This window comes from Sphingopyxis witflariensis (genome assembly GCF_002205635.1).
In the GTDB taxonomy this organism is placed as follows: domain Bacteria; phylum Pseudomonadota; class Alphaproteobacteria; order Sphingomonadales; family Sphingomonadaceae; genus Sphingopyxis; species Sphingopyxis witflariensis.
This window is the reverse complement of record NZ_NISJ01000001.1, coordinates 581,425-605,504: the sequence shown is the minus strand read 5'-3', so window position 1 is coordinate 605,504 and position 24,080 is coordinate 581,425. Positions and strand designations below refer to the sequence as shown.

Annotated in this window: 21 protein-coding genes and 1 tRNA gene; 11 read left to right on the top strand and 11 right to left on the bottom strand. The window is 62.6% G+C overall.

The annotated features are described in order from the left end of the window. Window positions 1–91: 91 nt before the first annotated feature. Entirely contained in the window at window positions 92–2,173 is a 2,082-nt protein-coding gene (locus CDQ91_RS02845) for a M13 family metallopeptidase (RefSeq protein ID WP_088471160.1), read from the top strand. A 127-nt stretch (window positions 2,174–2,300) separates the two neighbouring features. Here the strand turns inward: CDQ91_RS02845 and CDQ91_RS02840 are convergent, their stop codons facing one another. The 3 genes from CDQ91_RS02840 to CDQ91_RS02830 are packed head-to-tail and all read right to left on the bottom strand — an operon-like array spanning window position 2,301 to window position 4,092. Next, window positions 2,301–2,579 carry a hypothetical protein gene (locus CDQ91_RS02840; RefSeq protein ID WP_088471159.1) on the bottom strand — a complete coding sequence of 93 codons (279 nt, stop codon included), beginning with the start codon at window positions 2,577–2,579 and terminating at the stop codon, window positions 2,301–2,303. Then, window positions 2,576–2,926: a hypothetical protein gene (locus CDQ91_RS02835; RefSeq protein WP_088471158.1), complete on the bottom strand. Its 351-nt coding sequence runs from the start codon at window positions 2,924–2,926 to the stop codon at window positions 2,576–2,578. The genes CDQ91_RS02840 and CDQ91_RS02835 overlap by 4 nt, the downstream gene beginning before the upstream one ends. Continuing rightward, window positions 2,923–4,092 carry an isovaleryl-CoA dehydrogenase gene (locus tag CDQ91_RS02830; RefSeq protein ID WP_088471157.1) on the bottom strand — a complete coding sequence of 390 codons (1,170 nt, stop codon included), beginning with the start codon at window positions 4,090–4,092 and terminating at the stop codon, window positions 2,923–2,925. Before CDQ91_RS02830 ends, CDQ91_RS02835 begins: the two co-directional genes overlap by 4 nt. 100 nt (window positions 4,093–4,192) lie before the next feature. On the opposite strand from CDQ91_RS02830, the gene CDQ91_RS02825 reads away from it, so the two are divergent. The 5 genes from CDQ91_RS02825 (at window position 4,193) to CDQ91_RS02805 (ending at window position 9,944) form a co-directional block, all read left to right on the top strand. Continuing rightward, entirely contained in the window at window positions 4,193–5,095 is a 903-nt protein-coding gene (locus tag CDQ91_RS02825; RefSeq protein ID WP_088471156.1) for a LysR family transcriptional regulator, read from the top strand. A gap of 83 nt (window positions 5,096–5,178) precedes the next feature. Continuing rightward, window positions 5,179–6,084: a sulfate adenylyltransferase subunit CysD gene (gene cysD, locus CDQ91_RS02820; RefSeq protein ID WP_088471155.1), complete on the top strand. Its 906-nt coding sequence runs from the start codon at window positions 5,179–5,181 to the stop codon at window positions 6,082–6,084. Next, complete coding sequence (cysN, locus tag CDQ91_RS02815; protein ID WP_088471154.1) at window positions 6,084–7,985, top strand: sulfate adenylyltransferase subunit CysN; 1,902 nt, start codon at window positions 6,084–6,086, stop codon at window positions 7,983–7,985. The genes cysD and cysN overlap by 1 nt, the downstream gene beginning before the upstream one ends. Before the next feature lies 1 nt (window position 7,986). After that, window positions 7,987–8,730 (top strand): 3'(2'),5'-bisphosphate nucleotidase CysQ, encoded by a 744-nt coding sequence (locus CDQ91_RS02810; RefSeq protein ID WP_088471153.1) that lies wholly within the window; start codon window positions 7,987–7,989, stop codon window positions 8,728–8,730. A gap of 74 nt (window positions 8,731–8,804) precedes the next feature. Next, complete coding sequence (locus CDQ91_RS02805; RefSeq protein WP_088471152.1) at window positions 8,805–9,944, top strand: zinc-binding dehydrogenase; 1,140 nt, start codon at window positions 8,805–8,807, stop codon at window positions 9,942–9,944. Window positions 9,945–10,445: 501 nt separating this feature from the next. Here the strand turns inward: CDQ91_RS02805 and CDQ91_RS02800 are convergent. From CDQ91_RS02800 to CDQ91_RS02785, 4 genes are all read right to left on the bottom strand, one after another. Further along, window positions 10,446–11,600 (bottom strand): cell wall hydrolase, encoded by a 1,155-nt coding sequence (locus tag CDQ91_RS02800; protein ID WP_237245786.1) that lies wholly within the window; start codon window positions 11,598–11,600, stop codon window positions 10,446–10,448. A 6-nt stretch (window positions 11,601–11,606) separates the two neighbouring features. After that, entirely contained in the window at window positions 11,607–12,527 is a 921-nt protein-coding gene (gene cysK / locus CDQ91_RS02795; protein WP_088471150.1) for a cysteine synthase A, read from the bottom strand. Continuing rightward, a complete protein-coding gene (locus CDQ91_RS02790; RefSeq protein WP_088471149.1) occupies window positions 12,524–13,195 on the bottom strand; it encodes an RBBP9/YdeN family alpha/beta hydrolase in 672 nt (223 codons plus the stop codon). Before CDQ91_RS02790 ends, cysK begins: the two co-directional genes overlap by 4 nt. 153 nt (window positions 13,196–13,348) lie before the next feature. Next, window positions 13,349–14,653, bottom strand: coding sequence for an MFS transporter (locus CDQ91_RS02785; RefSeq protein ID WP_088471148.1), 1,305 nt, complete (start codon window positions 14,651–14,653; stop codon window positions 13,349–13,351). A 128-nt stretch (window positions 14,654–14,781) separates the two neighbouring features. On the opposite strand from CDQ91_RS02785, the gene CDQ91_RS02780 reads away from it, so the two are divergent. Further along, a complete protein-coding gene (locus CDQ91_RS02780; RefSeq protein ID WP_088471147.1) occupies window positions 14,782–16,503 on the top strand; it encodes a DUF885 domain-containing protein in 1,722 nt (573 codons plus the stop codon). A 53-nt stretch (window positions 16,504–16,556) separates the two neighbouring features. Here the strand turns inward: CDQ91_RS02780 and CDQ91_RS02775 are convergent, their stop codons facing one another. Further along, window positions 16,557–17,855, bottom strand: coding sequence for an RsmB/NOP family class I SAM-dependent RNA methyltransferase (locus CDQ91_RS02775; protein ID WP_088471146.1), 1,299 nt, complete (start codon window positions 17,853–17,855; stop codon window positions 16,557–16,559). A 52-nt stretch (window positions 17,856–17,907) separates the two neighbouring features. Here CDQ91_RS02775 and CDQ91_RS02770 point away from each other — a divergent pair, with 52 nt between their 5' ends. Beyond that, on the top strand, window positions 17,908–18,117 hold the full coding sequence (locus tag CDQ91_RS02770) for a DUF1674 domain-containing protein (RefSeq protein WP_088471145.1): 210 nt from the start codon (window positions 17,908–17,910) through the stop codon (window positions 18,115–18,117). Between the two features lie 189 nt (window positions 18,118–18,306). On the opposite strand, the gene CDQ91_RS02765 is transcribed toward CDQ91_RS02770, so the two are convergent. After that, window positions 18,307–19,086 (bottom strand): SapC family protein, encoded by a 780-nt coding sequence (locus tag CDQ91_RS02765; protein ID WP_088471144.1) that lies wholly within the window; start codon window positions 19,084–19,086, stop codon window positions 18,307–18,309. A 111-nt stretch (window positions 19,087–19,197) separates the two neighbouring features. Beyond that, window positions 19,198–20,622, bottom strand: coding sequence for an FAD-binding oxidoreductase (locus CDQ91_RS02760; RefSeq protein WP_088471424.1), 1,425 nt, complete (start codon window positions 20,620–20,622; stop codon window positions 19,198–19,200). Window positions 20,623–20,945: 323 nt separating this feature from the next. Between CDQ91_RS02760 and CDQ91_RS02755 the strand changes: the two genes are divergently transcribed. After that, a complete protein-coding gene (locus tag CDQ91_RS02755) occupies window positions 20,946–21,341 on the top strand; it encodes a hypothetical protein (protein ID WP_237245785.1) in 396 nt (131 codons plus the stop codon). Between the two features lie 129 nt (window positions 21,342–21,470). After that, on the top strand, window positions 21,471–22,850 hold the full coding sequence (locus CDQ91_RS02750; protein WP_088471142.1) for a DEAD/DEAH box helicase: 1,380 nt from the start codon (window positions 21,471–21,473) through the stop codon (window positions 22,848–22,850). A 15-nt stretch (window positions 22,851–22,865) separates the two neighbouring features. Here the strand turns inward: CDQ91_RS02750 and CDQ91_RS02745 are convergent, their stop codons facing one another. Beyond that, entirely contained in the window at window positions 22,866–23,882 is a 1,017-nt protein-coding gene (locus CDQ91_RS02745; protein WP_088471141.1) for an NADP-dependent oxidoreductase, read from the bottom strand. A gap of 101 nt (window positions 23,883–23,983) precedes the next feature. Here CDQ91_RS02745 and CDQ91_RS02740 point away from each other — a divergent pair. Next, window positions 23,984–24,059, top strand: a tRNA-Ala gene (locus CDQ91_RS02740). Window positions 24,060–24,080 lie beyond the last annotated feature (21 nt).

Below are 24,080 nucleotides of genomic sequence, written 5' to 3'. Positions count from 1 at the left end.
CGCTGCCCGCCGAAGAAACCGGTTGGGATTGAAACCAAATCGGCAGGGGCCTATTCATCCGCCATCCCCAAATCAGCGAGGCCTTTGACCCATGAAGAATCCTGTTTACGCCATATTGCTGTCCACCGCCGCGATCGTCGCGGGCCCCGTCGCCTGCACCAGCGCCGACAAGGAAGCGACCTACACCGTCGGCACCGAACTCGGCATCAGCAAGGCCGCGATGGATACGAGTGTGAAGCCGGGCGACGATTTCTACGCCTATGCGAACGGCAGCTGGCAGAAGACTACCGAAATTCCCGCCGACCGCTCCTCGACCGGATCCTTCTACACGGCCTTCCTCAAAACCGAGAAGCGCACCCGCGAACTGGTCGATGCGATCGTCAAGGGTGACGCCAAGCCCGACACCGACGAGGGCCGCATCGCGGCTTTCTATAAAGCTTATACCGACACCAAGGCGATCGACGCCGCGGGTCTGAAGCCCGTTGCCTCCGATCTCGCGCGCTTCGCTGCGATCACCGACAAGGCGTCGCTGTCGAAGGCTTTGGGCGAGCAGGTCCGCGCCGACGTCGATCCGCTGAACGCCACCGACTATAACACCGAAAATCTGTTTGGCATCTTCGTGACGCAGGGGCTGGCGACGCCCGGCGAGGTCATCCCCTATATGCTTCAGGGCGGTCTCGGCCTTCCCGAACGCGAATATTATCTGTCGGCCGATCCCAAGATGGCGAGCATCCGCACCGCCTATCAGGCATATATCGTCAAGCTGCTGACCGCTGCGGGCATCGCCGACGCCGATACCAAGGCGAAGCGCATCTATGATCTGGAAGTCCAGATCGCCAAGGCACACGCCTCGCGCGAACAGAGCGAGGATTTCGCCCAGTCGGCGGGCGTCTGGACGAAGGCAGACTTCGCGAACAAGGCGCCCGGAATGGACTGGAGCGCCTTCTTCGGCGCCGCGAAGCTCGATGGTGCGGCGAAGTTCGGCGCCTATCACGCGGGCGCGATCACCGGCCTGTCGGCGCTGGTGGCGTCGCAGCCGCTCGATGCGTGGAAGGACTGGCTGGCGTTCCACCAGATCAACACCCACACCGACGTGCTGCCGACGGCGCTCGATAATGCGCATTTCGCGTTTTACGGCACGACGCTTTCGGGCACACCGCAGCAACGCAGCCGCGACAAGCGCGCGCTCGACGCGCTGAATACCTATCTCGGCGACTCGGTCGGCCGTGTTTACGCTGACAAATATTTCCCGGCGTCGGCGAAGGCCGAGGTCGGCGACATGGTCACCGGCATCAAAGCGGCCTTTGCCAAGCGCGTCGAGACGATCGACTGGATGGCCCCCGAAACCAAAAAGGAAGCGATCAAGAAGGTCGAAACGATCGCCGTCGGCGTCGGATACCCCGACACTTGGCGCGACTATGGCAGCTACACGGTCAGCGCCGCCAATGCCTACGCCAATACCGTCGCGGGCGAGCAGGCCGAATATACCCATCAACTCGCCAAGATCGGCAAGCCGATGGACAAGAAGGAATGGTGGATGGTCCCGCAGACCGTCAATGCCGTGAACCTGCCGGTTCAGAATGCGCTGAACTTCCCCGCCGCGATCCTTCAGGTGCCCTTCTTCAACGCCAAGGCCGATCCGGCCTATAATTACGGCGCGATTGGTGCGGTGATCGGGCACGAGATCAGCCACAGCTTCGACAACAATGGCGCGGCCTTCGATTCCACCGGCGCGCTGCGCAACTGGTGGACGACTGCCGACCTCAAGAAGTTCGACGAAGCAGGCGCCGCGCTGGCTGCCCAGTACGACACCTACAAGCCGTTCCCCGACCTCGCGGTCAACGGCAAGCTGACGCTGGGTGAGAATATCGCCGACGTCGCAGGGCTGCAGGCCGCCTATGACGCCTACCGTGCCTCGCTCAAGGGCAAGGAAGCACCCGTGATCGACGGCTTCACCGGCGACCAGCGCTTCTTCATCGCCTATGCGCAGACCTGGGCGACCAAGATGCGCGACGAGGCGCTGCGCCAGCGCGTCGCGACCGATGGCCACGCGCCCGGCAACTATCGCGCGCTCACCGTCCGCAACCTCGACGCCTGGTACAAGGCGTTCGACGTCAAGGAAGGCGACAAGCTCTATCTCGCGCCCGACAAGCGCGTCCGCGTCTGGGGTTGATTTCCGCCCGCTCGTCATTGCGAGGAGCGGAGCGACGAAGCAATCTCCAGCCATCGGCCCAAGACCGAGTTTGCAGGCTGGAGATTGCTTCGCTTCGCGCGCAATGACGTTTTTCATTGAGCGTCCGCTATTCATCAGGCGCCCGTTCGGCACCCGGCCTCTTGCGGATCAAATGACTGTAAACGCCGACCAGATTGATTCCGAGCAGCGCGACATTTTGCCAGCCGATGCCTTCGCTGTCGGGCTGCAGGAAGCCCCACGCGATCAACGCAAGGCTGCTCGTCACGAAAATGACAAACGCCCAGCCATTCCATCGCTCGCCAAGGTTCAGCGAAACGAGCAGCGCAGCAAGCGTCGCCGCCGCCGCGCCATAATATTGCAGAGCGTCGAGCAGGCCGTCGCTCATACGGTGGCGCCCAATATGGCAAACACCCCCGAAGCGGTGAGGACCGGCCAGCCGATGTGACGGCCACGCGTATAGATGGCGTCAAACAATCCGACCGCGGTCCATGCGCAACCGGTGAGCAAAATCAGCCCGCGCGGAGTGCCCGGCCACGCGACCACCGCCGCCGACACCAGCATCAACACCGACATGGCGTACCAGGCAAAACGAAACACTTTGCGCGCCAGATCGACGCCCATAATGCCCTGATCAAGCTTCATCAGCGGCTGGATCAGCCGCTTTTCACCCAGAAATCCGTGGACGGCGGCCGTCGTCACCATGAAGGCGGACGACAGCCACAGCCAGATCATGCACCCGCGCCGATCAGTTCGCGGCCGATCAACATGCGGCGGATTTCATTGGTCCCCGCGCCGATGTCGAGCAGCTTGGCGTCGCGCCAGTAACGCTCGACCGGCCAATCCTTGGTATAGCCCGCGCCGCCGAGCGCCTGAATTGCTTCACCCGCGACCTTCACCGCGCTCTCGCTGGCGAGCAATATGCAGCCCGCGGCGTCGAAGCGCGTCGTCTGACCCGCATCGCATGCTTTGGCGACATTATAGACATAGGAACGCGCCGACTGGAGCGCGACATACATGTCGGCGACCTTCGCCTGCATCAGCTGGAACGATCCGATCGGCTTGCCGAACTGCTTGCGGTCGCGCACGTAGGGAATGACGGTATCGAGGCACGCCTGCATGATCCCGAGCTGAAGCCCCGCGAGCACGACGCGCTCATAATCGAGCCCCGACATCAGCACGCCAACGCCGCCATTCTGCGGCCCGATCACCTGTTCTTCGCTGACTTCGCAATCGGCGAAGACCAGCTCGGCGGTCGGCGATCCGCGCATCCCGACCTTGTCGATCTTCTGCCCGATGCTGAACCCCGGCATGTCCTTTTCGATCAGGAACGCCGTAATCCCGCGCGATCCCGCTTCGGGGCTCGTCTTGGCATAGACGACCAAAGTGTCGGCGCAGGTCGCATTGGTGATCCAGAACTTCGTGCCGTTGAGGAGGTAGCCATTGGCCGTCTTCTCGGCCTTCAGCTTCATCGAAACCACGTCGCTGCCCGCGCCCGCTTCGGACATCGCAAGGCTGCCGACATGTTCGCCCGAGATCAGCTTGGGCAGATATTTCGCTTTCTGATCGGCGTTGCCCCAGCGGCGGATCTGATTGACGCACAGGTTCGAATGCGCGCCATAGGACAGGCCGATGGCGCCGCTCGCGCGGCTCACTTCCTCGACCGCGATGACATGCTCGAGATAGCCGAGCCCAAGCCCACCCCATTCTTCTTCGACCGTAATGCCGTGCAGGCCAAGCTCGCCCATCTGCGTCCACAATTCGTCGCGCGGGAACCAGTCGTCGGCATCGGCCTTGGCGGCGAGCGGCGCGATTTGTTCGTCGGCGAAGCGGGCGGTTGTGTCGCGGATCATGTCGGCGGTTTCGCCGAGAGCGAAGTCGAAATCGGGGGTGGCGCGCATGGGAAACCTATCGATCGAGGGCAGGACAGGGCGCGATACTGCATCAAAAATCCATCATATGGAAATTGAAACGATTGGAGATTTAGCATAAGTGAAATTTATGATTAAGCGCGCCCACATCCGCCAGTTCCTCGCCGTCGTCGATGCCGGTAGCTTCACGCAAGCGGCACTTCGCATCCGCGTCACCCAACCCGCGCTGTCGAGCGGGATCGCCGAGCTGGAAAAGCTCGTCGGCACGCCGCTCTTCATCCGCAACCGCCGGCAGATAAGGCTCACCGAAGCGGGCGGCCGCTTCCTGCCCATCGCCCGCGATCTGGAACGCGGCTTTCGCGCCGCCGATGGCTTCGGCCGCGACGGTGAGAACCGGGCGAGCGAACTCAAGCTCGGCATTATCCGTTCGGTGTCGGGCGAGCTGCTCCATGCCATCGTCGCGGCGCTGCGACCGGGCTTCACGATCGAGCTCGTTGAAAACGGCGATTCCGAATTGCGCGCGGCGATCGGCAGCGGCCGCATCAACATCGCCTTGCTGCCGCTGCGGGCGGGCGAGGGCGGCGGGCATATCCTGTCGCTCTATGAAGAGCCGCTGACGATGTTCGTCGCCGCCGATCATCCACTGGCGGGCCGGATCGAGGTCGCGCCCGAAGAACTGGCGGCCGAAACGATGATCGCGCGCCGTTCGTGCGAATATCTCGACGCGACAAGCCGCTTCTTCACCCGCCACGGCGTGCGCCCGCGCTTTGCGCTGCGCAGCGACAGCGACGACCGCTGCCTCGCCATGGTCGCTGCAGGTATCGGCATTACGACTGCACCCGTTTCGCTGGCGATCGATGGTATCGTCCCGTTGAAGGTCATCGGCTATGATTTCCGGCGCGAACTGGGGCTGGTCGTCGATCCGGGATGGGCGGCACTTCCCGAAGTTGAGCCTCGATTGGCCCACGCGGTCGAAACGATCAAAAGCATCGCGGCCGAATGGCGCGAAACAAAAGTCGAAATCTTCGCATGACACCCCGCGCTGCAAGTCTGGCTTGCATGGACAAAAGCCCATACAGTTTGCCTGGCGCGATGGCGCACGGCTAGGGCGGGGACATGATCGATACGCTGACCCACCTCGACCGGCTGGAAGCCGAGAGCATCCATATCATGCGCGAAGTGATGGCCGACGCCGCCAATCCCGTGATGCTGTACAGCGTCGGCAAGGATAGCGCCGTGATGCTGCACCTGGCCCGCAAGGCTTTCTATCCGTCACCGCCGCCATTCCCGCTGCTCCACGTCGACACGACTTGGAAGTTTCAGGCGATGTACGAGCTGCGCGACCGCATGGCAGCCGAGAGCGGGATGGAATTGCTCGTCTATCAGAACCCCGAGGCGAAGGAGCGCGGGATCAATCCCTTCGACCATGGCCCGCTCCACACCGACATGTGGAAGACCGAGGGGCTGAAGCAGGCGCTCGACAAATATGGCTTCGACGTCGCCTTTGGCGGCGCGCGGCGCGACGAGGAAAAGAGCCGCGCGAAAGAGCGTATCTTCTCCTTCCGCACCGCCTCGCACGGTTGGGACCCGAAACGCCAGCGGCCCGAGCTATGGAACCTCTACAACGCTCGGAAAGCGAAGGGCGAGAGCATCCGCGTCTTCCCGATCAGCAATTGGACCGAGCTCGACATCTGGCAATATATTGCGCGCGAGAATATCCCCATCGTCCCACTCTATTTCGCCGCCCCGCGCCCGACGGTCGAGCGCGACGGCCTGCTTCTGATGGTCGATGACGACCGCTTCCCGCTGCTGCCGGGCGAAACCCCGGTGGAACGCTCGATCCGTTTCCGCACGCTCGGCTGCTACCCGCTCACCGGCGCGGTCGAGAGCGAAGCGACGACGCTGTCTGAAGTGATCCAGGAAATGCTGCTGACCACCACCAGCGAGCGGCAGGGCCGCGCGATCGACAAGGATGCCGGCGACGGATCGATGGAGAAGAAGAAGCAGGAGGGTTACTTCTGATGACCGATCCGATTTACGTCACCGACGCACTCATCGCCGAGGATATCGACGCCTATCTCGCCCAGCATCAGCAGAAATCTTTGCTCCGCTTCATCACCTGCGGTTCGGTGGACGACGGCAAGTCGACGCTGATCGGGCGGCTTCTCTACGACAGCAAGATGATCTTCGAGGATCAGCTCACCGCGCTCGAGGCCGACAGCAAGCGCGTCGGCACGCAGGGCGGCGAGATCGACTTCGCGCTCCTCGTCGACGGCCTCGCTGCCGAGCGCGAGCAGGGGATCACGATCGACGTCGCCTACCGCTTTTTCACGACCGAAAAGCGCAAGTTCATCGTCGCCGACACGCCGGGGCATGAACAATATACGCGCAACATGGTCACCGGCGCCTCGACCGCCGACCTTGCGGTCATCCTGATCGACGCGCGCAAGGGCGTGCTCACGCAGACGCGCCGGCACAGCTTTCTCGCGCACCTCATCGGCATCAAGCATATCGTGCTCGCGGTGAACAAGATGGACCTCGTGGGTTACGACAAGGCCGTCTTTGAACGCATCGTCCTGTCGTACCGCGCCTTCGCGACCGAAATCGGCATTACCCATTTCACCCCGATCCCGATCTCGGGGTTCAAGGGCGACAATATCACCGCGCTGTCGGACAATACGCCCTGGTTCAAGGGCCCGGCGCTGATCGAGCATCTCGAAAATGTCGAAGTCGCGGTCAGCGACGATGAAGCCAAACCGTTCCGCTTGCCGGTCCAGTGGGTCAACCGTCCCAACCTCGATTTCCGTGGCTTCTCGGGCCAGATCGCCAGCGGGATCGTGAAGCCCGGCGATGCGGTACGTATCCTGCCCAGCGGCAAGACGACGACGGTCAGCCGCATCGTCACCCAGGACGGCGATCTCGACGAAGCCGTCGCCGGCCAGTCAATCACGCTGACGCTGGCCGATGAGGTCGATTGCTCGCGCGGCGACGTCATCGCCATCGCCGACACGCCGCCCGAGGCCGCCGACCAGTTTGAGGCGACGCTCGTCTGGATGGCCGACGAGGCGATGATCGCGGGCCGCGCCTATTGGCTCAAGCTCGCGACGCAGAGCGTTTCGGCGACGATCCAGCCGCCGAAATATGAGATCAACGTCAACACGCTTGACCATCTCGCGGCGAAGACGCTCGAACTCAATGGCATTGGCGTCGTCGAACTCAGCACCGACAAGCCGATCGTGTTCGAGGCCTATGGCGATAATCGCACGCTCGGCGGCTTCATCCTGATCGACAAGCTCACCAATGCGACCGTTGCCGCGGGAATGCTGCACTTCAGCCTCCGCCGCGCGCAAAATGTCCATTGGCAGGCGACCGACATCAGCCGCGACATGCGCGCGAACCTGAAAAACCAGCGGCCCGCGCTGCTTTGGTTCACCGGCCTCTCGGGCTCGGGCAAGTCGACGATCGCCAACCTCGTCGAAAAGCGGCTGCATCGGATGAATCTGCACAGCTTCCTGCTCGACGGCGACAATGTTCGCCACGGCCTCAACCGCGACCTCGGCTTTACCGAAGCCGACCGGATCGAGAACATCCGCCGCGTCGGTGAGGTGGCAAAGCTGATGACCGATGCCGGGCTGATCGTGATCACCGCCTTCATCTCGCCCTTCCGCGTCGAACGCGATATGGTGCGGGCGATGCTCCCTGAAAGCGAATTTATCGAGGTCTTCATCGACACGCCGCTGGCGGAGGCCGAGAAGCGCGACGTGAAGGGCCTCTACAAAAAGGCGCGCGCGGGACAGCTCAAGAATTTCACCGGAATCGACAGCCCCTATGAGGCGCCCGAGAGTCCCGAAATTCGCATCGACACAACGGTAATGACCCCCGATCAGGCCGCCGACCTGATCATCGACCGGCTGCTCGGCTGATATGGCCGAGAGTGACGAGCAGCTCGCCGAACGGCTCGCCACGGCGGCGGGCCAAATCCTGCTGGCCTTGCAGGCGAAAGGTGATCTCGCAGGGAAGGCGCTGGGGCAGGCGGGCGACGAAGCCGCCAACGCGATGCTGTGCCGCGAACTGCGCGCCGCGCGCCCGGACGATGCCATTCTGTCCGAAGAGGAAAAGGACAGCGCGGCGCGGCTCGCGCACAGCCGCGTGTGGATCGTCGATCCGCTCGACGGCACCCGCGAATATGGCGAAGGCCGCAGCGACTGGGCGGTGCATGTTGCGCTCGCGGTCGATGGCGTCGCCAGCGTCGGCGCAGTCGCGCTGCCCGGCCTCGGCATCACGCTGACTTCGGGCGCGCCCACGCCCCTCGCCCCGGCGAACAGGCCGCTCAAAATGCTGGTCAGCCGCACCCGCCCCGCGGCCGAGGCGGTCCATGTCGCCGAACGCATGGGTGCGGAACTGCTCGCGATGGGCTCAGCGGGCGCCAAGGCGATGGCGGTCGTACGCGGTGAGGCCGATATCTATCTTCACACCGGCGGCCAGTATGAATGGGACAATTGCGCTCCCGCTGCGGTCGCCGCTGCTGCGGGTCTGCACGTCAGCCGCGTCGACGGCTCGCCGATCCGCTATAACAACGCCAATCCATATCTGCCCGATCTGCTGATCTGCCGGACAGAACTCGCGGACGAAGCGCTCCGGCTCGCGGCTGAATTTTCGCCCGCCTGAGCGGCGAGCCATTGCCAGCGCCGCCCGTGCGCCTTAACCCGTTGCATCGAGAAACCGAAAACGGGAGAAGCGCGATGACCGACCTGCCTGATACCAACCTGACCATGCTGACACTCGCCAAGCCAGAGGGCGAGCTGGAAGTGTCGCTTGAGCGCCGCCCGATGCCGACGCCTCAGCCGCACGAAGTGCTGGTCAAGATCCTCGCCACCCCGATCAACCCGTCCGACCTCGGCCTGCTCTTCGGCGCCGCCGACATGACGACCGCGCGCGCCTCGACCCGCGACGGCTTGCCCGTCATCACCGCCGACATTCCCGCGCCGGCGATGCGCGCGATGGGCGGCCGCATCGGCGATGCGCTTGCAATCGGCAACGAAGGCTGCGGCACCGTCGTCGCGGCGGGATCATCGCCCGAGGCACAGGCGCTGCTCGGCAAGACCGTGGCGCTGATCGGCGGCGAAATCTATGCCGAGTATCGCTGCCTGCCCGCGCAAATGTGCATGCTGCTGCCTGACGGCACCGATCCGAAGGACGGCGCCTCCTGCTTCGTCAATCCGCTCACCAGCCTCGCCTTCACCGAAACGATGAAGAATGAAGGCCATAGCGCGATCGTCCACACTGCTGCCGCGTCGAACCTAGGACAGATGCTCGTAAAAATTTGCGCCAAGGATGGTATCCCGCTCGTCAACATCGTGCGAAGCGACGCGCAGGTCGAGATACTCAAGGGTCTCGGCGCCAAATATATCGTCAACAGCAGCGCCGATGATTTCATGGACCGGCTGATCGATGCGATCGCCGAAACCGGCGCGACGATCGGCTTCGATGCGACCGGCGGCGGCAAGCTGGCGGGGCAGGTGCTGACGGCGATGGAGGCCGCGGCGGTGAAGCGCATGACGACCTACAGCCGCTATGGTTCGGACACCTTCAAACAAGTCTATATCTATGGCGCGCTCGACCTGTCACCGACGATCTTCTCGGCGCGCAGCTTCGGCCTGACCTGGTCGCTGTCGGGCTTCCTTCTCACACCTTTCCTGCAAAAGGCCGGAATGGAAACCAATATGCGGCTCCGCAAGCGCGTCATCGACGAACTGACGACGACCTTCAAAAGTCACTACAGCCACGAAATCTCGCTGACCGACGCGCTGTCGCTCGACGTGGCGCAGGCCTATAATGCGAAGCGGACCGGCGAGAAATATCTGATCAAGCCGCACGGCTGAGGAAAAACCGGTCAAGGAAAGAACGTCGCCCCCGCGAAGGTGGGGGCGACGTTCGCCAGAGCGAAAAAGCGCTGTCCTACATTATGCAGCTATGCTTCATCCTGAAGGATGAGAGTTCGAGCCATTCGTCCCCCTCTCTTCGTCATTGCGAGGAGCCGAAGGCGACGCGGCAATCTCCAGCTATCGGCCTTGCGCAAGACCGATAGCTGGAGATTGCGTCGCTGCGTTCGCAATGATGGATGCGATGGAGCCTTAAAGCGACAAAACCGACAATTCGGACGCAAACGTCCGTCGCTTTTGTCGCTTTATCGAAGCCCAACCGCTATTTCAGAATGAAGTTACGCAGTTTTCCGTCACTTTCCGCGAAGGTACCATCATGGCATCGGGCTGTTCGGAGGGAAGTCATACCACCCCGCACCGACGCGCATCGCCGACCAAGTCGCGCATCGCGCAAAACGCGATTCTCGAATGAAGTTACGCGGAATTCCGCCGTTTCTCAAATCAGCGTTTCATGCACTGGCGCTCATCGTCGCGCTTATACTCGCTGCAATTCCACAGCGCCTTTTCAAACCCCGCCTTGTCGTCACGCAGATACGAGAAGCTCATCGCCGCGCGCTGCATGTCGTTCATCGCGTCGCTGTCGGGCTTCAGCACCGGGTTGGTCCAGCCCATGAACTTGCAAAAGGGCTTGTCGCCGCACAGCCGCAGCGCGGTGGTCACAAAGCTCTCGGGCGCAGCTTTGCGGTCGAGCTGGATATAGATGGTGTCGCGTCCCGCCGCTTCGCCCGCGCCAGCGACGACGCGCGCTTCGCCGACCGCAGCATTGGCATCGACGCCCGCAAGCTCGGTCGGCAGCCCCAGTGCCTCTGCATGCAACGGCGACAGCCCCGCCATCTTGGCAACCGGCCCGTCGCTGCCCGAAACCGCTCCGCGAAACGCGCCGGGCGTGCCCCAATACCCCGGCCAACGGAAGAACAGATGCGTCTCGACAATCGCGATCTTTTCCAACGTATCGCTCCAATAGGGGCGGACCCAGTCGGTATGATAATGGGTGGCGAGCCCGACGGTCGGGTCGGTCTTCCCGGCCAGCATCTGGTCGGCCGTCATTTGTGCGCGGGTCCAGGCTGCGTCGGAGTAGCGGCGATTGAGCGCGCCATCGCAGGTGAAGGTGAACTGGCATCCGGTCGTGCGCTCGGAACCCTGAAATACCACGCCGCAGATCGACTTGGGAAAAGCGGGGTGCCGCGCGCGGTTGATCACGACCTGACCGACCGACAATTGTCCGCGCGTATCGTCGCCGGCTTCGTAAATCATCGCGGCCGCCAAACAATCGCGTGCGCGCGCACGGCTGTCGCCATTGCCGGCATAGCTAAAGGGTCGCGCGCCGACAAAGCCCTTGAGGATCAGCGGGATACGCGCATTGGCGGCGCGCGCATCATCCTCGGCAATCGGGGCCAGTTCCATTGGCAGCACCTCTGGAACGACGTCGGCGGGCGGCGCAACCGGGTGCGGTCGCGTCCCGTAACGATCGGGTCCGGTCGGATTACTGAGGTAGAGCACCACCGCAACGACCGCGACGGCCAGCAGGGCAAACGTCCAGCCGGTCCAGTCGCGCCACAGGGGCAACGCCGCTTGATCGCCATTGGGGCGTCTCACGGGGTCTCAGATCTCCGGAAGGAAATCGGGGACCGACAGATAGCGTTCGCCGGTGTCATAGTTGAAACCGAGAACACGACTACCCGCGGGCAGTTCGGCAAGCTTCTGCGCGATCGCGGCGAGCGTGGCGCCCGACGAAATTCCCACGAGCATGCCTTCCTCGGTCGCGGCGCGGCGCGCAAAATCCTTCGCATCGGCCGCGTCGACCTTGATCACGCCGTCGAGCAGGTCGGTGTGCAGGTTGCGCGGAATGAAGCCCGCGCCAATGCCCTGGATCGGGTGCGGAGCAGGCTGGCCGCCCGAGATCACCGGCGATGCGAGCGGTTCGACCGCGAATATCTTCAGATTGGGCCAATGCTGCTTCAGAAACTGCGCCGTGCCGGTGATATGGCCGCCGGTGCCGACACCGGTGATCAGCGCGTCGATCGGGGTGTCCTTAAAATCGGCAAGGATTTCGGGGCCGGTCGTACGAAAATGCACTTCGACATTGGCTTCATTTTCGAACTGCTGTGGCATCCACGCGCCGGGGGTCGTCTCGACCAGTTCGATCGCGCGCTCGATCGCCCCCTTCATGCCCTTTTCGCGCGGCGTCAGGTCGAAGGTCGCGCCATAGGCGAGCATCAACCGGCGACGCTCGACCGACATGCTTTCGGGCATGACGAGGACAAGCTTATAGCCTTTGACCGCGGCGGCCATCGCCAGGCCGATGCCGGTGTTCCCCGACGTCGGCTCGACGATGGTACCGCCGGGCTGGAGGCTGCCGTCTTTTTCGGCAGCCTCGATCATCGCAAGGCCGATCCGATCCTTGATCGAACCACCGGGATTGCTGCGCTCCGACTTCACCCAGACTTCGGCGTCGGGGAACAGCCGGGCGACACGAATGTGCGGCGTGTTTCCGATGGTTTCGAGGATCGAATTGGCTTTCATGGTCTGTGCGCGCTTTCTTTATATTCGAACCGGGGGTCGCGCCGGGCGAAGCGATTGGGCCAGTCTCCGGCGCGGAGCCACTGCGCTTCGTCCGCCAGGGCGGGTGTGGGAGCAGGTTGTAACGATGCCAGCAGATACTGTCCATAAGGCCAGTCGCCTATGCCCGAGTCGGCGTTGATATGGCCGAACGGTCCGGCGTTGACGAAACGCGCGTCCCATTGCCGCGACAGGCGCCAGACATGCGCTGTTTTGGCATAGCTGTCATTGTCGCTCGCGACGACGATGGTCGGCGTTCGTGAGGTGAAGGAAGGTACATCGGCAAAGCTCGCGACCCGGGGAACGTGGCGAAGCTGCGACAGGTCGGGAGGCGCAACGAGCAGCGCGCCGGCGACGCGCGATCGGGCAAAACCGCCGGCGGTGGAAAACCAGTGCGCGAAGGCGTGGCAGCCCAGGCTGTGCGCCGCGATTAGTACGGGTTCGCTCTCGGCGTCGATCGCGGCCGAAATCTGGCGGACCCATTCATCCTTGTCTGGTTCGTGCCACTGGCCAAGCTCGACTCGTTCGCAGGCGAAGAACTTATGTTCCCACAGGCTTTGCCAATGGGTCGGACCGCTGTTGTTCAGGCCCGGAATCGTCAGGATTTTGTGGCGTATAGTTGTATCATGCATGGCGGTTGCTCCATCGTAGAGAGTGAACGGGGAGCCGCGGTGACGGGTGCCATCTGAATAATTCAACTAATTAGATCGACAATCATTTTGTGGCGAATAGACGGGGCTTTGCGACGAGTTGATCTGGCCGGTACGGCCCGCCGCGAAAACGCGTCAATCGGTCTGTTTGAACTGCGGTTCGAATGTGCGGGCACGCCGCAACTCGGGGAACAACCACGCCCACAGCGCGGTAACGCCGATCGCCGCCGCGCCGCCGACGACGACCGCGCCGACCGGTCCCATCACCGCGGCCATCGAACCCGCGCGCATCTCACCCAGCTCGTTCGACGCCGAAATGGCAAGCCCCGACACCGCGCTGACCCGTCCACGCATATGGTCGGGGGTGTTGAGCTGGATCAGCGTGCTGCGCACAAAGACCGAGAACATATCGGCCGCGCCCATTACGACGAGCAGTGCCAGCGACAGCAGGAGGTTCGTCGACAGGCCAAACGCCACGGTCCCGGCGCCGAATGCCGCCACGGCCCAGAGCATTTTTACGCCGACATTGCGTTCGATCGGATGGATCGCAAGGCCGACTCCGACCGCTACCGATCCCAGCGCGACCGCTGCACGCATAAATCCCACGGCGTCGGGCCCGGTATGAAAAATGTCGCGGGCGAAAACGGGGAACAATGCCGTCGCGCCCGAAAGGATCACGGCGAACAGGTCGAGCGTGATCGTGCCGAGCAGGAAGCGTTCACGCCAGGTGAACTGCAGTCCGTCGGCCATTTCGCGCAACGGGTGACGGCGTACTTCGGAGGGCGGCGGCAGGACCGGGCGGACGCGGCTGATCGTGAAGGCCGAGATGGCGAGCAACAGCACGGCGAAGACATAGACCGACGCAGAATGCGCGGCAAAGATAAGCCCGCCGGCAGCGGGGCCGATGACCGACGCCGATTGCCACGCGATGCTGCTCATCGCGATGGCGCGCGGCAGGACTGTGGGGGGGACAATGTTCGGCGCGATTGCGCTCATCGCCGGGCCGGAGAAAACACGTGCAACGCCGTGCAGCGCCGCAAGGCCGAACAGCAGGGGAAGGGTCAGCCCGTCGGTCCAGGTGAACCAGCCGAGCGTCGCCGCGATACAAAGGTCGACGAGGTTCGAGAAGATCGCGACACTGCGCCGTTCGAACCGGTCGGCAGCCCATCCCGCCACGGGCGTCAGCACCGCTAGCGGAACGAACTGGAAGAGGCCGAGCAAGCCCAACTGGAACGAGGCTTCGTGGACCGACATGCCATAGTCGGTCCGCGCGGTGTCATAGAGCTGGACGCCGATGACCACGACCATCGCCATCGTCGCCATCACTGCAGTGAAGCGCGCGAGCCAGAAATAGCGATAGTCGACAAAGCTGAGCGGGGAAGGGGGCTTGGCGGAGGCCGCGGGTGTCGCGGGCTCGGCGGGAGGAGGGATCGTCGCCATCGCGCCTTGCCCTATACGGCTTTTCGGTGCTGTCCAGAGGCCACGCTGTCACCGTTCGTCGATTTGCAGGTGTTATTGATGAGTTCGAGTGGCAGAAGGCCGGGCAAGGATTACAGGGAGATCACCGGATGAAACGCAAATTTTCTCGCTTTGGTGGCGCCGCGATGGCTGCGACGCTGCTCGTTCTGACCGCGTGCAACGCTTCGGATAATAAATCCTCGTCGGCGGCAAGCGCCGAGAACTGGACCCAGTTTCGCGACAATTTCCTCGCCGGCTATTTCCCGCTCAATCCGAATTTCGCGGTCTATCAGGGCAAGCATGAGTTTGACGGGAAGCTTCCCGACTGGTCGCCCGAAGGAATGGAGAAGCAGGCGGCGTTTCTCGAAAGGACGATCGCCGATGCGAAGGCCTTCGACGGCAAGATGACCGATGCCGAAAAGTTCGAGCGCGATTATCTGATCCATGTTGCACAGGGACAGCTGTTCTTCCTTCGCGACACCGACTTTGCGCAGAAAAATCCGGCCTTTTACGTCGGCGCGCTTGACCCCAATGTCTATGTCACGCGGCCTTACGCCGATGCGACGACGCGGATGAAGGCCTTCATCGCCTATGCCGAAAAAGTCCCGGTGGCGGCAGCGCAGATCAAGGCGAATTTGAAGCTGCCGCTGCCCGCGACCTTCGTCAAATTCGGCACTGCGGGCTTTGGCGGCTTCGCGGACTATTATACCGGCGACGCCAAGGCTGCCTTTGCTGAGGTCAAGGATCCGGCGCTGCAAAAACAGTTCGACGAGGCCGCTGCCAGGGCCGGCGCCGCGATGACCGACCTTGCCAAATATGTTGGCTCGCAGTCCGGTACGACCGACGGCTACGCCCTCGGCGCTGACAAGTTCGCCAAGATGATCCTGACCAACGAAGGCGTCGACACCCCGATCGATGAGCTTGAGCGGATCGGGCAGGCGGACCTCAAGCGCAATCAGGACGCGCTGAAGGTCGCGTGCGCCACCTATGCGGCGGGCATGGCGCTTGGCGACTGCATGAAGAAGATGAACGCCGACAAGCCCGCCGACGGCCCGGTCGCCGAGGCACGGCGCCAGTTGCCGACGCTTCGCGCCTTCCTCGTCGAAAAGGATCTGGTGTCGATCCCCGGGACTGAACAGGCGCAGGTCGAGGAATCTCCACCGTATAACCGCCAGAACAGCGCCTATATCGACATTCCGGGGCCGTATGAGAAAGGCCTGCCGTCGGTCTATTATATCTCGCCCGCCGACCCGAGTTGGGATGCCAAGACCCAGGCCGATTTCATACCCGGCAAGAAGGACCTGCTCTTCACCTCGGCGCACGAGGTCTGGCCCGGCCATTTCCTGAATTTCCTCCATTCGAACCGCGCGGAAAGCATCTTCGGCAAGCTGTTCGTCGGCTATGCCTTTGCCGAGGGCTGGGCGCATTACACCGAAGAAATGATGTGGGAAGCCGGGCTGAACGAGGGCGACGCCGAAACCCATATCGGCCAGCTATCGAACGCGTTGCTCCGCAATTGCCGTTACCTTTCGGCGATCGGCCTGCACACGAAGGGCATGACCGTCGCGGACTCGGAAAAGCTGTTTAAGGAGCAATGCTATCAGGATGAAGGCAATGCGCGGCAGCAGGCGGCGCGCGGCACCTATGATCCGCTCTACCTCAATTACACGATGGGCAAACTGATGATCCGCAAGTTGCGCGAGGATTGGACGAAGGGTGACCGCACGAAGTGGAAAGCGTTCCACGACGAATTCCTGTCGTATGGCGGGCCGCCGATCCCGATGGTCCGCGCCGCGATGATGAAGGAGGATGCGCCCAAGGCGGCCTTCTGATTGGGTGATCGGCGCGACCGGGCTAGCGGAAACGGCTAGCCCGGTCGCGCCGATCAGGCAGAAGGTGTGCGCAGCCGCGCGACGAAGAAGCCGTCGAGTCCGCCCGCATCAGCAAGCGTTCCGGGAAGCGTGCGGACGAAACCACTCGCGTCCGGTGTGACCGCATCGGGAAGCTCATCGGCCCGCGCCGGATCTATGCTCCAGGCGCTGTTCCGGTTGAGAAAAGCTGCCACTTGGTCCTCCCCCTCGGCCTGCTCAAGCGAGCAGGTTGCATAAACCAATGCTCCGCCAGGCTTGACCCAGCGGGCCGCGCGGTCGAGTAACTCGGTCTGCAACACGGCCATTTCGGCGATCTGAGCCGGCTCAATCCGGTGCAACACATCGGGATGGCGGCGGAAGATACCCGTCGCCGTGCACGGCGCGTCGAGCAGGACGGCATCCACCTGTTCTTCAGGTTCCCATGACCGGATATCACCTTGGGCGATATCGGCGGCTAGCCCGGTCCGGTTGAGATTTTCCTGTAGCCGCCCAAGCCGCTTGGCGCTGGAATCAACCGCAGTGACACGCCAGCCAGCCGCCGCGAGTTGCAACGTCTTGCCGCCGGGGGCCGCGCACAGGTCGAGGACATGGCGCCCATCGCCCGTCCCGAGCAAGCGTGCAGGCAGGCTGGCCGCCAGATCCTGAACCCACCAGCCGCCTTCACGAAAACCGGGCATCGCTTCGACCGCCTGGCCGCGCGGCAGGCGGCGATGGAGCGGCGCGAGCGTTACCGCGTCGGGCCATTCCTCCGCGCCCGGTTCGGCCGCAAAGCTGAGATCGATCGGCGGCGCCGCGCTCCAGGCGGCTGCGGCATCATCGGCCATCTCGGGACTCCATTCTTCGGCCCAACGCTCGGCGGTGCCCAAGGGCAGGCTTGCCCGTTCAGGCAGTTCCCATGCGTCCTGCTGTGCGCGCGACAAAATGGCGTGAACCAGCCGCCGTGGCCCGCTCGCGAGGAGCGGCAATGCCGTCGCAACGACAGCGTGCGGTGGGCTTTTCAGGACGAGCAACTGAGCGAGGGCGATCCGCAGGACCGCGCGCGATTTCACGTCGTCGGGCAGGATTTGCGCCGTCGCACTATCGATCAGCGCGTCGATATCGGCCATCCAGCGCAGCGTTTCCGACACGATCGCCACGGCAAAAGCGCGGTCGTTGGGCTGGAGACCTTGCGTCGCGGCGTGCATCGCAACGTCGAGCGGATCGCCGCGGCGGAGAATCGCATCGAGCAGGCGCAGCGCAGCGCGGCGTGTCGCCGTACCCGGCGGGTCGATTTCGGTCGCGGGGCGCCTTTTATTCGGTCGGCGATCGGTCATGGGTGATGTTCCAACGGTTGGCGTGGCGCGCGCAGGAGTCTATGGCTAACCCATGACCCGAACAAGCGAAGAAGAGAGCGTCGGCGGCACCCCGCGGGCTGCCAAGCGTCCAACGCATGTGAAACCGCCTATCGGCTGGGTCAACGACCCTGTCCCGGCGCCTGAGCCGATCCATGAGGACAAGGCCGAGGACCAACCCGGCGGCCGCAATCCGGTGCGCTATGGTGATTGGGAGCTCAAGGGGCTGGCGATCGACTTCTGACACACCGCGCCAACAAAGCGCCGCGGCCAGACACGTTCCGAACGAACAAGCGCTTTGCCGCCACTCGAATGGAGATGTCGGACACATACTGCCCGACCATATCATCAAATGGCTATCGCCTCGAAACGCACCCGGCTGATTTTACCAGCGAGGCCGCGTTTCGGGCGGTAGTCATGACGTTTCGTCCTGTCAGACGATCGGTGCTTCGGTGACCAGCGGCATTTTACCGCTCTTCACCTGTTCGGCAAAGATTTCGCGCATCAGCTGCAACGAGAAGAGGTGCGCGAAGATCAGCGGGAGCATGCCGTTCTGCATCATCTTGCGCAGCACGTCCCCGCGCAGTTCGCGCAGCTTGTTCTCGTCGACCATCTGGAAGCCGCGATAGATATAGGGCTTGTCGGCGCCTTCAGGCTGAATCGCGACTTCGCCGTCCATCAGCAGGTCAGCCTTTTTCAGCTCTTCGACGAACATACTGGTACGCTGACCGGCTTCTTCGAAATTCTGGCAAAACTGCAAGACTGCGTTGGTGGCTTCCGACGGCTTTCCGTCGGCGAACAAGGCATCGCCTTCGTCAAATTTGCCGACCGCATTTGCCGTCGGATCGAAGCAAAGCGACAATTCTTCTGAATCGGGGCGCAGGCGCGCGAGAAGGAAGGGGTAACGACGGATATAGGCCGGGACATATACCGGATTGACCAGCTTTCCTTCGGCATCGACGAACGTATTAATGCCTTCATTGAGGCCCATCAGTGCCAGCGGAACCGGGTTGTCGCCTGCCGAAAATACGATCGGGTAAAAGCGCGACGCGGCGACGAGTTCGTCGCTGGTCAGCGGCACTGCATGCTGATCGATCAGGAAATCGGCGCGATCAAGAGCGCGCGCATGAAAATCGGCATGGTCGACGCTCGAAAGCGGAACGAGGTCCTTGTAGAAAAGCGGCAGATTGGCATTGGCGGGCGCAGTGGCCATGATCGAACTCCAAAACAGGACCCCCTGATGGGGCAGGACGAAAGGGCAATGGGGCGCCTTATTGGGCTAAGCGCCACGACGCAAGTGGCCGATCGCTCTGCGGCTGAACGGTCAGGCTATTAATTTGCCTGGATTGAACAGGCGCTTGGGGTCCAAGCCGTTTTTGACGCCGTACAGGGCTGCCAATCGCGCCGGGCTGTCCAGTTCGGCCAGTATGTCGCGTTTCATCTGGCCAATGCCATGTTCAGCGGAAATGGAGCCGCCAAGCTCGATAACATGGGTGTAGACCAACCTGCTGGCGGCCTGACCATGCGCAGCGAGCCACGCAGCGCCATCGCTGTCGATGGGTGGCTGGACATGATGGTGGACGTTCCCGTCGCCCAGATGTCCGAAGGACAGCGCGCGAACACCCGGAAACGTGTCGGCAAGGCGCTTTGCATTGTCAGCGATGAAGCTTGGCATCAGGTCAACGGGGACGCTGATGTCGTGCTGGATAGCCGGACCTTCGGCGCGCTCGGCTTCCGATATGGAATCGCGCAGTCGCCAGAAATCTTCGCTCTCACGGTCGCTCTTGGCGATCGCGGCGTCGCCTATCAATTGGGCGTCCAATGCTGCCGCAAGCTCGGCCTGCAAGGCCGTGTCCAGTGTATCTCCATTATCGCCGGCCAATTCTACCAACGCATACCACGGGTGGTGGTCCCCCAGCGGTGCGCGTGTTTGCGGAACGTGGCGCAGAACCGCATCTAGGCAGGTGTGCGGAACGATCTCGAATCCTTCTAGCTCGCGGCCGATCGCGCCATCGAGCTGACGAAGCAGCAGTAGAGCATCGTCGGGAGATTTGAGGCCGATCCAAGCGGTTCGCCGTGCAGCAGCAGCTGGCACAAGCCGCAGGCAAGCTGCTGTTATAATTCCCAAGGTCCCTTCCGCTCCACACAGCAGGTGCCTTAAGTCATAGCCGCGATTGTCCTTCTTGAGAGGAGCAAGTCCGTGGAAAACGCTTCCGTCGGGCAGGACGGCCTCGATCCCTGCGACCAGCGCACGCATTGTTCCGTGGCGAAGCACCTGTGTGCCGCCTGCGTTCGTTGAAACGAGCCCGCCGATTGTCGCCGATCCCTTACCGCCGAGCGTCAGCGGAAAGCGCAGGCCCTGCGCGAGCGCGGCTTCGTGGAAATGCTCCAGGATGACTCCGGCCTCGACTACTGCAAACCCGGAGTCGCGGCCGATGCTGCGAATCTTGTTCATCCGACGCATGCTCAGCAAAAATTGGGTCCCCGATACATCGGGTGTCGCGCCCCCGACCATGCCGCTGTTACCGCCTTGCGGCACGATCGCCGCGCCTGCTTCGGCGCATAGGCGGACGATGGCGGACACTTCGTCGGTCGAAGCCGGTGACAGCATCGCTGCCGCGGCACCATGATACTTCCCGCGCCAGTCGGTCAGCCAAGGAGCCATCGTATCGGCGTCATCTGTAAAGCCTTTTGGCCCCAGCAGCGCCTCTAGCGCGCTGAGCAATTCGGGTGACGGCGCGCGCGTCATACCGATCGGGACCGAAAAATTCGGGCGGGATTTGCGGGCAGGGGTCGACAGCAATTCATTTGATGTTCAATCATGCTCCTTAAAGAGGGCGATGGACGAATAGCATCTATTCGTCCAGTCGGCATGATGCGGGAGCAACGGGTGAGCTGGATATTGCGCCAAGATAGCGAAGGGACGAGCGCAGAGCCGTGTTGACCGCTGCTGCCTTGTTGATCGCGGCGGCCGCACCGTCTGCGGATACCGAATTGCCGATTGCGCCGCCAGAGTCGCTGACCGGGATCGTTCCGCCAATGTCGGCGCCGCCCGCTTCGCCCTATTGGCAGGTGGTGATCGAACAGCAGCTCATCATTCGCGTGCCCGCGCAGCGTTCGCCGCTCAACAATTTTGCAGCAAGGCCGGCTCCCCAGTTGCGGCTGCGCGAACAGCCTGTTGAGTGGAAAGAAAAAAAGGGCCCCAAATGCGTCGCGATGCGTAATATTATGGGGATGCAGGCAGCTCAAGGTGACAGCATAGATTTGATTACGCGCCAGAAACAGCGACTGCGCGCCCAGCTCAACCGCGGTTGCCGTGCGCTCGATTTCTATGCTGGCTTTTATATGCAAGGCAACAAGGATGGCCAGCTTTGCGAGGGGCGCGACGAGATTCATGCGCGCACCGGCGCGAAGTGCGAGGTCAACAAATTCCGCCTGATGGTGCCGGTCCCCCGCGACGACGACTGAAGCTGGCGGCCGTTCAAGGCGTTTCGTCGCCTTTTCTTGACTTTTCATTGCGCTTTCCCCATTGGCGGCCACAGCACGCGCTGGCGTGGGACGCGGTGCTGGCCCCTTTTTTCCGGACATGATGACCCTATGAAATTTGCCGACATCGGCCTTTCCGACGAACTTCTGCGCGCCGTCACCGAGGCGGGCTATGACGAACCGACGCCAATTCAGGCTGGAGCAATCCCTTCTGTTCTGATGATGCGCGACATGATCGGCATCGCCCAGACGGGTACGGGTAAGACCGCATCCTTCGTTTTGCCGATGATCGACATATTGGCGCATGGGCGCGCTCGCGCCCGCATGCCGCGGTCGCTGATCCTCGAACCAACACGCGAATTGGCCGCTCAAGTCGCGGAAAACTTCGAAAAATATGGCAAGTATCACAAGCTGTCGATGGCGCTGCTGATCGGTGGAGTCCAGATGGGGGATCAGGTCAAGGCGCTGGAAAAGGGCGTCGATGTTCTGATTGCGACTCCGGGCCGCTTGATGGATCTGTTCGAGCGGGGCAAAATTCTGCTGACCGGTTGCAACCTGCTCGTCATCGACGAGGCCGACCGGATGCTCGACATGGGCTTCATTCCCGACATCGAGAATATCTGCACCAAGTTGCCCGCGAATCGGCAGACCTTGCTGTTCTCGGCGACGATGCCGCCGCCGATCAAGAAGCTCGCCGACAAGTTCCTGTCGAACCCCAAGACGATTGAGGTTGCGCGCCCGGCGAGCCGGAACGAGAATATCGAGCAGTTTCTTGTCAAGACGTCGGAACGCAGCAAGCGCGACACGCTCCGTAGCCTGATTGAAACCGAAAAGGTCGGAACGGCGATTATCTTCTGCAACCGCAAGACTACCGTGCGTGAATTGGCGAAGTCGTTGCAGCGCGCTGGCTATCAGGCGGGAGAGATTCAGGGCGATATGGACCAGTCGAGCCGCACCGCCGAACTCGACCGATTCAAGAACGGCACGATCAATATATTGGTGGCGTCTGACGTTGCCGCACGCGGACTCGACGTCAAAGGCGTTAGCCATGTGTTCAATTTCGACGCGCCCTGGCACCCCGATGATTATGTCCACCGCATCGGCCGCACCGGTCGCGCGGGCGCCCAAGGCCGTGCCTTCACACTGGTGACGCCGTCGGATGGCGAGGCGGTCGACAATATCCAGAAGCTGACCGGCTATACGATTCCGGTTCATGAGACGGGCATGGCGAAGGCCGAAGCGGCTCATTCGGATGCCCCCGAAGAAGAGCGGGCGCCGCGGCGTGCCGCGCGTTCGGATCGCGGGGGCCGTGGTCGCGGCGCGGCCAAGCCGGTGCGTGAGACTGTCGCCGAAGCGACGCCGGCAAAGGCCAAGAAGACCGACGACCGCCAAAAGTCCGCTGCACCTGCGCGTCGCAACGATCAGGATGGCCCCGATGATGGCTGGAATGGCCCGATGCCGAGCTTCCTGTCGGTTGGGTTCGGTAGCTAAACGGCAGAATGCTGGTCAGAGCCTGACCAGCATCTTCCCGATATTACCGCCGGAAAATAGGCCCAGGAAGGCGCGGGGCGTCGCTTCAAGCCCGTCGTGCACCGTTTCCCGGATCGTCACAGCGCCGCTCGTGATCAATCCGCCCATATCGGCATAAAATTCCTCCATGCAGTCGAAGAACTGGTCGGTGTAGATAAAGCCTTCCATGCGGATGCGCGCCGGTATGGTGCGGACCAGATATTTCATTTCTTGCACCTTGGCGTCGTTATAGACGTCGATCATCCCGCAAATGGCAAAGCGTGCGAAATCATTGCCGACAGCAAAGGCGGCGTCGAGATGTTCTCCGCCAACATTGTCGAAATAGACGTCGATGCCGGGCTTTCCCAAGGATTTCAGCGCCTGCGCGAGCGCGGGCAGAACCGGCCCGGCCTTGTAGTCGATCACGGCGTCGGCGCCCAATTCCTCAACCCAGGCGCATTTTTCCGCGCCGCCGGCGGAACCGATAACCGTCATTTCGCGCGCTTTGGCGAGCTGGACGACTGCCGATCCTACAGCGCCGGCAGCGGCGGAAACGAACACCGTGTCGCCGGGTCTGGCCGCAGCGACGCGGAGCAGCCCGATCCACGCCGTTCCACCGGTGAGCCCCATATTGTGGAGGAAGGTTTGCGGCGTCATGCCTGCGCTGAGCAGTTCGGCGGGGAGCTTGTTGGGCATCATGTCGAGCCCGATAACTCCGCCGTCACGCCAGCCGCCCATGTGGACGATCAGGTCGCCGGGGGAGAAGCCGTCGATCCGACTTTCAAGGATTTCACCGATCGCGCCGCCGGTCATCGGCTGATCGAGCTGGAAGCAGGCGGCGTAGCTGCTCGCGTCGTTCATTCGGCCGCGCATATAGGGATCGACCGATAGCCAGAGATTGCGGACGCGGATCTGGTCGTTTTCGAGCGGCTGGTCAGGGAGCTCGCGCAATGCGAAATTGTCGATCGTCGGCAGCCCCTGCGGACGCCGGATCAGATGCCATGCCTTGGCCATAGAAACCCCCCGTTTCCTTTTTCCAGACCCGTGACGTCCGGCCATGCTCAGAAAAGCCGTTGCCACTGTCAAGCCGTGTCGATAAACCGACCTCCGGTCGCGGGGCCGTAGCTCAGATGGGAGAGCGCTGCAATCGCACTGCAGAGGTCAGGGGTTCGATTCCCCTCGGCTCCACCAGCGACCTTCTGGCCCCGATAA

Coding starts and splice junctions, on each gene's coding strand:
- CDQ91_RS02845 (WP_088471160.1), top strand. CDS start 92: ATGAAGAATCCTGTTTACGCCATATTGCTGTCCACCGCCGCGATCGTC.
- CDQ91_RS02840 (WP_088471159.1), bottom strand. CDS start 2,579: ATGAGCGACGGCCTGCTCGACGCTCTGCAATATTATGGCGCGGCGGCG.
- CDQ91_RS02835 (WP_088471158.1), bottom strand. CDS start 2,926: ATGATCTGGCTGTGGCTGTCGTCCGCCTTCATGGTGACGACGGCCGCC.
- CDQ91_RS02830 (WP_088471157.1), bottom strand. CDS start 4,092: ATGCGCGCCACCCCCGATTTCGACTTCGCTCTCGGCGAAACCGCCGAC.
- CDQ91_RS02825 (WP_088471156.1), top strand. CDS start 4,193: ATGATTAAGCGCGCCCACATCCGCCAGTTCCTCGCCGTCGTCGATGCC.
- cysD (WP_088471155.1), top strand. CDS start 5,179: ATGATCGATACGCTGACCCACCTCGACCGGCTGGAAGCCGAGAGCATC.
- cysN (WP_088471154.1), top strand. CDS start 6,084: ATGACCGATCCGATTTACGTCACCGACGCACTCATCGCCGAGGATATC.
- CDQ91_RS02810 (WP_088471153.1), top strand. CDS start 7,987: ATGGCCGAGAGTGACGAGCAGCTCGCCGAACGGCTCGCCACGGCGGCG.
- CDQ91_RS02805 (WP_088471152.1), top strand. CDS start 8,805: ATGACCGACCTGCCTGATACCAACCTGACCATGCTGACACTCGCCAAG.
- cysK (WP_088471150.1), bottom strand. CDS start 12,527: ATGAAAGCCAATTCGATCCTCGAAACCATCGGAAACACGCCGCACATT.
- CDQ91_RS02790 (WP_088471149.1), bottom strand. CDS start 13,195: ATGCATGATACAACTATACGCCACAAAATCCTGACGATTCCGGGCCTG.
- CDQ91_RS02785 (WP_088471148.1), bottom strand. CDS start 14,653: ATGGCGACGATCCCTCCTCCCGCCGAGCCCGCGACACCCGCGGCCTCC.
- CDQ91_RS02780 (WP_088471147.1), top strand. CDS start 14,782: ATGAAACGCAAATTTTCTCGCTTTGGTGGCGCCGCGATGGCTGCGACG.
- CDQ91_RS02775 (WP_088471146.1), bottom strand. CDS start 17,855: ATGACCGATCGCCGACCGAATAAAAGGCGCCCCGCGACCGAAATCGAC.
- CDQ91_RS02770 (WP_088471145.1), top strand. CDS start 17,908: ATGACCCGAACAAGCGAAGAAGAGAGCGTCGGCGGCACCCCGCGGGCT.
- CDQ91_RS02765 (WP_088471144.1), bottom strand. CDS start 19,086: ATGGCCACTGCGCCCGCCAATGCCAATCTGCCGCTTTTCTACAAGGAC.
- CDQ91_RS02760 (WP_088471424.1), bottom strand. CDS start 20,622: ATGACGCGCGCGCCGTCACCCGAATTGCTCAGCGCGCTAGAGGCGCTG.
- CDQ91_RS02750 (WP_088471142.1), top strand. CDS start 21,471: ATGAAATTTGCCGACATCGGCCTTTCCGACGAACTTCTGCGCGCCGTC.
- CDQ91_RS02745 (WP_088471141.1), bottom strand. CDS start 23,882: ATGGCCAAGGCATGGCATCTGATCCGGCGTCCGCAGGGGCTGCCGACG.